Origin of the sequence: Micrococcus sp. HSID17227, from assembly GCF_003989405.1 — a bacterium.
GTDB classification, from domain to species: domain Bacteria; phylum Actinomycetota; class Actinomycetes; order Actinomycetales; family Micrococcaceae; genus Micrococcus; species Micrococcus luteus.
Genome location: NZ_RBLN01000079.1, coordinates 1 through 8,593, shown reverse-complemented (window position 1 = coordinate 8,593; position 8,593 = coordinate 1). Strand labels below are relative to the sequence as shown.

8 protein-coding genes and 2 pseudogenes are annotated in these 8,593 nt (G+C 72.2%); 4 read left to right on the top strand and 6 right to left on the bottom strand.

What is annotated here, in order from left to right; genetic code table 11:
• Positions 1 to 85: 85 nt before the first annotated feature.
• The 3 genes from D8M29_RS05925 to D8M29_RS05915 form a co-directional block, all read right to left on the bottom strand.
• Entirely contained in the window at positions 86 to 271 is a 186-nt protein-coding gene (locus tag D8M29_RS05925; protein WP_063189857.1) for a methionine/alanine import family NSS transporter small subunit, read from the bottom strand.
• 3 nt (positions 272 to 274) lie between these two features.
• Positions 275 to 1,918, bottom strand: a complete 1,644-nt coding sequence (locus tag D8M29_RS05920; RefSeq protein WP_063189859.1) for a sodium-dependent transporter — start codon at positions 1,916 to 1,918, stop codon at positions 275 to 277.
• A gap of 119 nt (positions 1,919 to 2,037) precedes the next feature.
• Positions 2,038 to 3,411: a CvpA family protein gene (locus D8M29_RS05915; protein ID WP_063189861.1), complete on the bottom strand. Its 1,374-nt coding sequence runs from the start codon at positions 3,409 to 3,411 to the stop codon at positions 2,038 to 2,040.
• 174 nt (positions 3,412 to 3,585) lie between these two features.
• On the opposite strand from D8M29_RS05915, the gene D8M29_RS05910 reads away from it, so the two are divergent.
• Positions 3,586 to 4,263 (top strand): Crp/Fnr family transcriptional regulator, encoded by a 678-nt coding sequence (locus D8M29_RS05910; protein ID WP_002854021.1) that lies wholly within the window; start codon positions 3,586 to 3,588, stop codon positions 4,261 to 4,263.
• A gap of 30 nt (positions 4,264 to 4,293) precedes the next feature.
• On the opposite strand, the gene D8M29_RS05905 is transcribed toward D8M29_RS05910, so the two are convergent.
• The 3 genes from D8M29_RS05905 to D8M29_RS05895 are packed head-to-tail and all read right to left on the bottom strand — an operon-like array spanning position 4,294 to position 5,850.
• Positions 4,294 to 5,196 carry an NUDIX hydrolase gene (locus D8M29_RS05905; protein WP_069941150.1) on the bottom strand — a complete coding sequence of 301 codons (903 nt, stop codon included), beginning with the start codon at positions 5,194 to 5,196 and terminating at the stop codon, positions 4,294 to 4,296.
• Positions 5,186 to 5,686: a RidA family protein gene (locus D8M29_RS05900; protein ID WP_069941149.1), complete on the bottom strand. Its 501-nt coding sequence runs from the start codon at positions 5,684 to 5,686 to the stop codon at positions 5,186 to 5,188. The genes D8M29_RS05905 and D8M29_RS05900 overlap by 11 nt, the downstream gene beginning before the upstream one ends.
• Positions 5,683 to 5,850: a DUF4177 domain-containing protein gene (locus D8M29_RS05895; RefSeq protein WP_010080276.1), complete on the bottom strand. Its 168-nt coding sequence runs from the start codon at positions 5,848 to 5,850 to the stop codon at positions 5,683 to 5,685. The genes D8M29_RS05900 and D8M29_RS05895 overlap by 4 nt, the downstream gene beginning before the upstream one ends.
• A 68-nt stretch (positions 5,851 to 5,918) precedes the next feature.
• Here D8M29_RS05895 and D8M29_RS05890 point away from each other — a divergent pair, with 68 nt between their 5' ends.
• From D8M29_RS05890 to D8M29_RS14495, 3 genes and pseudogenes are all read left to right on the top strand, one after another.
• Entirely contained in the window at positions 5,919 to 8,102 is a 2,184-nt protein-coding gene (locus tag D8M29_RS05890) for a transglycosylase domain-containing protein (protein ID WP_036338242.1), read from the top strand.
• A gap of 5 nt (positions 8,103 to 8,107) precedes the next feature.
• A pseudogene (locus D8M29_RS14500) lies at positions 8,108 to 8,413 on the top strand (metallophosphoesterase); the annotation flags it as partial.
• 47 nt (positions 8,414 to 8,460) lie between these two features.
• Positions 8,461 to 8,593, top strand: a pseudogene (locus tag D8M29_RS14495) (hypothetical protein); the annotation flags it as partial.

The window sequence follows — 8,593 nt, the reverse complement described above, 5'->3', positions numbered from 1 at the left end:
CACGACCGGCAGGGAGGCGGAGACCACGCCCGCGGCCCCGTCGGCGACCGGGGCCGCCGCGAACGGACCGGGGAGCCTCATCGACTCACCGGTGCCGCGCGTCGAGACGGCCATCCTCGCGCTCCCGCACGGCGGGGGCCAGCTCGTCCTCGATGGCGAGGTCGCCCGAGGAGTCGTCCGGGTGGCGGAGCAGGTGGATGGCGGAGACCGCGAGGCCGCCCCACACCAGGAGGATGGCCAGGGACATCATGACGATCGCTGCGGTGCTCATCGGTCAGAGCTCCTTCCGGGTGGTGGCCGCGGGCACCACCGGCAGGGCGCCGGTGGGGACGGTGCCCTCGGGCACGGCGTTGTGCGGGATGAGGTCGCCGTGGATCTCGCTGTCCAGGTCCTCCGCGTAGAGGTTGGACTTGCGGGACCACGGGATCAGGGAGAGCAGGACGGCCAGGGCGACGGAGCCGAGCGCGATGCCCCAGCCGAAGACGCCGAGGAAGTCGCCCGGGTAGCCCTCATAGCCCTCCGCGATCACCTTCATGATCCAGGAGAGCCAGATGTAGGCGAGCACGATCGGCATGAGCACGCCGATCAGCAGCACGTACCCGCGGCCGACCTTGAAGGAGGAGACGGCGTTGAGGTGCGCCGTGATGCGGCGGGCCGAGCCCAGTGCGCCGGTGACCAGGAGCACCGACAGGAGCGCCGCGCCCACGATGCCGAAGTTGTTGGCGAACGCGTCCATGGTGTCGAGCATCTGCAGGCCCGTGGTGGTGGAGAACAGGGCGAGGGAGACCACCCCGGACAGGCCGATCACGACGATCGTGGCCGTCCAGCGGCCCCAGCCGAGCTTGTCCTTCACGGCGGAGATGACGACCTCGAGGATCGAGATCAGCGAGGTGAAGCCGGCGACCACGAGCGAGCCGAAGAACAGCACGCCGATCAGGGCGCCGAGCGGGGCCTGCGAGATCAGGGTGGGGAAGGCGATGAACGCCAGGCCGATGCCGCTGCCGGCCACCTCGGACACGGACACGCCGGAGGCCTGCGCCATGAAGCCCAGGGCGGAGAACACGCCGATGCCGGCTAGGATCTCGAAGCCCGAGTTGGAGAAGCCGACGACCAGGCCGGAGCCGGTAAGGTTCGTCCGGCGGTTGAGGTAGGAGGCGTAGGTGATCATGATGCCGAAACCGACGGACAGCGAGAAGAAGATCTGGCCGTAGGCGGCGATCCAGACGCCGGGGTCAGCGAGCGCGGCCCAGTTCGGCGTGAACAGGGCGTCCAGGCCCTGGGCGGCGCCCGGCAGGGTGAGGGCGATGCCGACGAGGATCAGGAACATCACGATGAGCAGCGGGATGCCGACCATCGAGGCCAGGGCCACGCCCCGGCGCACGCCGAAGCCCATGATGAGCAGCGTGATCACCCAGACGGCGAGCATGGGCCAGAAGACGCCCGAGACGAAGTCGAAGGACGGGGACGGGTCGTCGGCGACCCGCAGGTAGTCGCCCATGAGGAAGGTCTCCGGGTCCTCGCCCCACCGCTGGTCCACGGAGAACCAGGTGTACATGATCGCCCAGCCGATGATCGCGGCGTAGTAGATCCCGATGACGACGCAGATGAGCACCTGCCACCAGCCGACGGTCTCGGTCCACCGGGACAGGCGCCGGAACGCCAGAGGCGCGGAGCCGCGGAAGCGGTGGCCGATCGCGTAGTCGAAGAACAGCAGCGGGATGCCCGCCGTGAGCAGCGCGATCAGGTAGGGGATGACGAACGCGCCACCGCCGTTCTCATAGGCGACGTAGGGGAAGCGCCAGATGTTGCCGAGGCCCACGGCGGAGCCGATGGCCGCCAGGATGAAGGCCCACCGGCCGGTGAACTCCTCCCGGGTGCGCTTCGGCGCCGTGGCGGGCGCGGAGACGGTGCTGGACATGCAGGACCTCCGAGGGTCGGGGAAACTCGAGTGTGACGGATGCCACAATAGTCGACGCGGGCCGTTACCGGACAGTCCGGTCCGGAATGCGGGCGTCAGGCGCGTGGCGCGGCGCCGGCTCAGCCGCCCGGGACGCAGTCCCCCGAGGGGACCGTGGCTGTCATCCCCGGGGCCGCGGCGACGACGGGGGCGATGGTGTCCGCCGTCAGGGCGTAGCCGACGGCGTCCGAGCCCGGGGCCCGGGCGAACACCAGACCGGCCAGGTTCCCGGCGGCGTCCACCACCGGGCCGCCCGAGTAGCCGTGGCGGATGTCCGCCGCGAGGGTGTAGACGTCCACCATGCTCGCGGCCCCGGTCAGGACGTCGCCGAGCGGCACCTCGCCGACAGCCTGCACGGTCGCGGGGGTGGAGGCGAACGGGCCGCCGTCGGGGTACCCCAGGACGGAGGCCGACGCGCCGCCCGTCAGCTCGGCCCCGACCGGCATGACGGGCAGGTCCGCGTCGTCGACCGCCAGGACGGCGAGGTCGTGCGCCGTGTCCAGGTGGACGATCCGCGCCGCGTGCACGCCGCGGGCGCGGTCCGTCACGGTGGGGGCGTCCACGCCGAGGACCACGTGCGCGTTCGTGAGCACGCGGTCCGGGGCCACGGCCACGCCCGAGCCGCTCTGCACCTGGTTGCACTGCGCGGCCGTCCCGGTCAGCCGGACGACGGCGGCCGACGCCGAGGAGGCGGCGGGAGTCGAGGGGGCGGCCGTCGACGTCGACGAGGCGGGGGCGGTCGTCGTGGCCGACGGCGCGGCGGACGTGGACGACGAGGCCGCGGCGGCGTCGTCGGGCTCCTCGGGGGTCGCCGCGGCGGACGTCGCGGGCGGGGCGGACGGGGAGGAGGCGGCCGAGGGCAGACCCGGCGTCGCGGCCGGGGCCGGAGCGGCGCGGACGCCGTCGTCGGTCTCCGGGACGGGGGCGGGCAGCTCGAGCTCCGGCAGCACGTCCAGGTCGGCGACGGCGGAACGCGAGCGGGCGGCCCAGGCCAGGAGCGAGTCGGGCATCACGGTGTCCAGCGCTGCGATCACCCGCGAGCGGGTCACCTCACGGGTGACCGCGGTGGAGCCGGAGGCCGCGATGGAGAACGCCACGAGCCAGAGGACGAGGGCGCCCGCGAGACCGGTGGCGAGCGCGCCGAGCAGGCGGTCGACGAGTCGCAGCGCCGGCAGGTTCACGCGCAACCGGATCGCCTCGCCGATGGCGGCGCCCACGTACTGGCCCGCCGCCACGAGCACGACGAGGGTGGCGATCAGCGCGGCCCACCGCCACTGCGGCGCGGTGACGAACTTCGCCACCTCAGGCAGGGCGTAGAACGCGATCGCGGCGCCGCCGACCAGGCCGACGAGGTTGCCCAGCACCACCCACAGGCCGCGACGGTGACCCTGGACCAGGAGCATCGCGAGCGCGACGATGAGCAGGACGTCCAGCCACGTCAGACCCAGCGGCATGGGCGACCTCCTTCGGATGTGACGGCACCGGCCACGCACGGGGACGGCCCGCGCACCCGGTGGAGGATCCAGGGTATCGGCCCGCACTGGGGTATGGGGCACAATGGACGCCAGTGAACCGGGCGGCTCCTCCGCCGCGGTGTGAGGAACTGGCCACAGAGAGGACACGCACACATGGATCTCGAGGTTCTGCGGAAGGCTCCGCTGTTCACCAACCTGGACGACGAGGTGTTCGCCATCCTCACCTCGGAGCTGACCGAGGTCGAGCTCTCCCGCGGCGCGTCCGCGTTCCACGAGGGCGACCAGGGCGATCAGCTGTACGTGATCATGTCCGGCAAGATCAAGCTCGGCCGCACCGCCTCGGACGGCCGCGAGAACCTCGTGGCCGTGCTCGGCCCCGGCGAGATCTTCGGCGAAATGGCCCTGTTCAACCCCGCCCCGCGCAACGCCACCGCCACCGCGGTGTCCGCCACGCGCCTGGCCGGTCTGCGCCACGAGAACCTGCGCCGCGCCATCGCCTCGTCGCCGGACGTGTCGGTCCAGCTGCTCCAGGCCCTGGCCCAGCGTCTGTCCAAGACCAACGAGTCCCTGGCGGACCTGGTGTTCTCGGACGTGCCGGGCCGCGTGGCCAAGGCGCTCCTGGACCTCGCGGACCGCTTCGGCCGCCCGGCCGCGGACGGCCTGCTGGTGGCGCACGACCTCACGCAGGAGGAACTCGCCCAGCTGGTGGGCGCGTCCCGCGAGACCGTGAACAAGGCCCTGGCCGAGTTCGTCCAGCGCGGCTGGATCCGCCTGGAGAACCGCGCCGTGGTCATCCTGGACCTGCAGCGTCTGCGCCAGCGTTCGCGCTGACGCTCCCCGCCCTGGAGCGGGCCACCCCGGTCAGTCCCGGGTGGCCCGCTCCACCCGCATCCGGGGGGTGCCGTCGTCGCCGGCCTCGGTGACCAGGTGGTATTCCGGCACGGGGCCACGCCGGGCACAGGGCGTGACGGAGAGCAGGAAGGCGGCGGCCGTCCGGTGCGCCGCGACCCGACGCACGATCACCTGCGTCAGCGGGGTCGCCACCTGGTCGAAGGGTGCCGTGCCCTCCGCCCCGGCGGGTCCGGGCAGCCGCAGCGGGCCGGCCAGCGCGCGACACGCGGGCACCCACGCCTGGAGTTCGGGACCGGGTTCCTCGGATGCCGGCGCGGACTGCACCGGTGGGGTCGTCGTGGCGAACACGGCCGTGTCGAAACGTCGGTGGACGTGGGGCGCGGAATGCCAGCGCATGACGGGGCGCAGCAGGTCGGCGCGCAGTCCGAGGCCGCGCGAGGCCAGCAGATGGGGCAGACTCTCCGAGCCCTCCTCGAGGGAGCTGCGGCCCCCGCCCCAGGTCTCGACGCGCGCCGTGGACACGACGTCCGTGTCGGAGCGACCGGCGAGGAGCACTCCGGCCTCGTCGTGGAGCTGACGGACGGCGGCCACCACGTGCTGCCGCGCACGCCGCCGATCCGTGGTCCCGAACGTGTGGGCCCACTGGGAGGGCTCGGGCCCGTACCACGGGCACAGGTCGGCGTCGGACTCGATGAGCGCGCCGCCGGGCAGACCCACGCGGCCGAGCGGGGTGCGTCCCGCGCGGTGACGGAGGAAGACCTCCGGGCCGTCGTCGCCGTCGCGTACGAGCACCACGGCCGACCCGGGCCGGGCCGGGCGCACCTGGCGGAAGCGCCGGTCCAGCCACTGGCGGGTGAGGTCCTCCTCCTGCTCCGGGACCGGCAGCAGCAGGCCGGCCGGATCAGCGGACACGGACGGTGATCTCCACCTCGACGGGAGCATCCATGGGCAGCACGGCCACGCCGACGGCGGAGCGCGCGTGGCGGCCGACCTCGCCGAAGATCTCGGCCAGCACGTCCGAGGCGCCGTTCACCACGCCGGGCTGACCGGTGAACGCGGGGTCGGAGGCCACGAAACCGACGACCTTGACGACCTGGGCGACCCGGTCCAGGTCGCCCAACAGCTCGTGCACCGCGGCCACCGCGTTCACGGCGCACACCCGCGCGAGCTCCTGGGCGCGTTCCGGGGTGACCTCCGCGCCCACCTTGCCAGTGGCGGGCAGGGCGCCGGCCACGAAGGGGAGCTGGCCGGAGGTCAGCACGAGGTCGCCGTCCCGCAGGGCCGGGACATAGGAGCCGACCGGCGCCGCGACGGCGGGTCGGTCGATGCCGAGCTCCGCGAGGCGGGCCGCGACTGCGCCGTCGCCCCAGGCGGGGGCCGAGGACTGCGCCGTCACGTTCACGCCGCCTTCGGACGCTTGAGGTAGGCCACGGGGTTGTTCCCCTCGGGGCCCGGGATCACCGTGACGAGCTCCCAGCCGTCCTCACCCCACTGGTCGAGGATCTGCTTGGTCGCGTGGATGAGGAGGGGGATCGTGGCGTACTCCCACTGCGTCTGCTGAGTCATGGGACCCACCCTAGCCACCGGCGCGGACCCCGGAAGAGGTCCCAGGTGCCCGCGCTACACTCGCGCCCATGGCCTCCCGCACGACCCGCTTCCCCGCGCCCTCGAGCGCCCCCGGCCGCCTCCTCGCCTTCGTGGGCCTGTCGGCGCTGGCTGGCCTGCTCGTGGCGGCCCTCCTGCTGCCCGTCGCGGGCCTGGCCGGTGTCGCCGCCGCGTCGGGTCGGGAGATGCTGGACGAGCTGCCGGACGAGCTGCCCGCGGAGCCGGTGTCCGTCCCGTCGCGCATCCTCTCGGAGGACGGTGAGGAGATCGCCGTCTTCTATGAGGAGAACCGCACCCCGGTCCCACTGGACAAGATCTCAAAGCACATGCAGCACGCGATCGTGGCCATCGAGGACGAGCGCTTCTACGATCACGACGGCGTGGACGCGCGCGGCCTCATTCGCGCGACCGTCAACAACGCCACCTCCGACTCCACGCAGGGCGCCTCCACCCTCACCCAGCAGTTCGTGAACAACATGCTGGTGAACGTGCAGCAGATCCGCGGCGACTCCCGCCTCACCCTCTCCGGCTCCAAGAACATCGCGGACAAGGTCAAGGAGATCAAGCTGGCCGTCGCCGTCGAGAAGCAGATGTCGAAGGACGAGATCCTCGAGGGCTACCTCAACATCGTGCTGTTCTCCGGCCGTGCCTACGGGGTCGAGGCTGCCTCGCAGTACGTGTTCGGCAAGTCCGCCGCCGACCTGGAGAGCTGGGAGGCCGCCACGCTGGCCGGCATGGTCCAGTCCCCCACCCGGTTCAACCCGGCCCGCAACCCGGAGGAGGCCACGGAGCGGCGCAACCTCGTGCTGAACGCGATGAAGGACAACGGCTACCTCTCCCAGGAGGAGTACGACCACGCCGTCGCCCAGCCGATGGAGGTGGTCATGGAGTCCCGCCCCTCGGGCTGCCTCTACGCCAAGTTCGGCACCTACTTCTGCGACTACGTGGAGCGGCAGATCCTCGCCGACCCCACGTTCGGCCCGGACGTCCAGTCCCGCCAGGCCCTGCTGGACCGCGGCGGACTCACCATCCGCACAACGATCGACTCGACGCTCCAGAAGGAGACCGAGAAGAACCTGCGCGCCTCGGTGCCCAACAACGAGTCGCTGGGCGCCGGCCACGCGCTCACCTCGGTGGAGGCCGGCACCGGCAACATCCGCACCATGGCCCAGAACACCGAGTACGCCATCCAGGACGAGCTCGGCCACACCTCGCTGAACTTCAACGTGGACAAGCAGTGGGGTGGCGGCCAGGGCTTCCAGGCCGGCTCCACGCTCAAGCCCTTCGTGGCACTGACGTGGCTGCGCAACGGCAACCGCCTGGTCGACTCCGTGGACGCCTCCCGGAACGTCTACCCCACGGGCACGCGGTTCGCTGCCTCGTGCCGCCCGGGCGGCTACACCACGATCGGCGGCACCTGGCAGTTCAAGAACGTGATCCCGGGCATGCTGCGGCAGGTGCGCGTGGACGAGGGCCTCTTCTGGTCGGTGAACACCCCGACCGTCGCCACCGCGTACCAGCTGGACCTGTGCGACATCACGAGCCTCACCACCCAGCTGGGCATCACCCGCGCCCTGGACAGCTCCCCGCTGCAGCCGGACGACCCGTCCTTCCTGCTCGGCAAGGACTCGGTGGCCCCGCTGTCCTTGGCCGGCGCGTACGCCGCCATCGCCGCGAACGGCCTGTACTGCGAGCCGCGCGCCATCCTGGAGGTCACGGACACCGTCGGCAACCAGTACGACGTCGCCGACCCTCAGTGCGACCAGGTCATCGACCCGGACCACGTCCGGGAGCTGATGCCGGTCCTGCGCCACATCGCCGGCTTCAACATCGCCGAGGAGGGCGCCGGCTACGAGTTCGGCGGCAAGACGGGCACGAACGACAACGTGTCCTCCACGTGGTTCGTCGGATTCACCAGCAAGCTGGCCACCGCCGTGTGGACCGGCCGCTACAACAACCTGAAGTCCATGACGGGCGAGACCGTCAACGGCGAGGTCCGCAACCCGTTCTACTCGACCTCCATCAACGGCCCGTCCTGGCTCGAGTACAACCAGTTGGCCAAGGAGAAGTTCCCGCCGGGTGAACTGCCCGAGTGGGACGGCCCGCAGTCGGAGGACCCGGGCGAGGCCGGCGAGCACCCGGACGGACGCCAGTTCCACATCGACGACCTGGACCGAGGCGGGCCGTTGCCCGAGGCGGTCCCGGGCTTCTGACCGCGATGCCCCCCGCCGCCTCCCCCACCCGCCGCATGCTCCGTTCCGCAGCGCCTGCCGCCGTCGGGATGGCCGCGACGGCGGGCCTCGGCCTGGCCTGGGGCCTCGCCGAGGCTGAGGCCCGGACGGTGCGCACGCACCGACTGGCCGTGCTGCCGGCCGGGTCGGCGCCGTTGCGGGTGCTGCACCTCTCGGACATCCACCTGCTGCCCCGGCACCGGGCCAAGCGGGCGTGGCTGCGCGGGCTGGATGCACTCGAGCCTGACCTCGTGGTCAACACGGGAGACAACGTGTCCGCCGCGGCGTCGGTGCCGCTCGTGCTCGACGCGCTCGGGCCGCTGCTGGCGCGGCCCGGCGTGTTCGTGCCCGGCTCACCGACCACTTCCCCGTCCTCTACACCGGCAACCGCGGGCTTGTCGCCCACGAGTGCATCCTGGACCTGCGCGGACTCACGGCCCGGACCGGGATCACCGCCGAGGACGTGGCCAAGC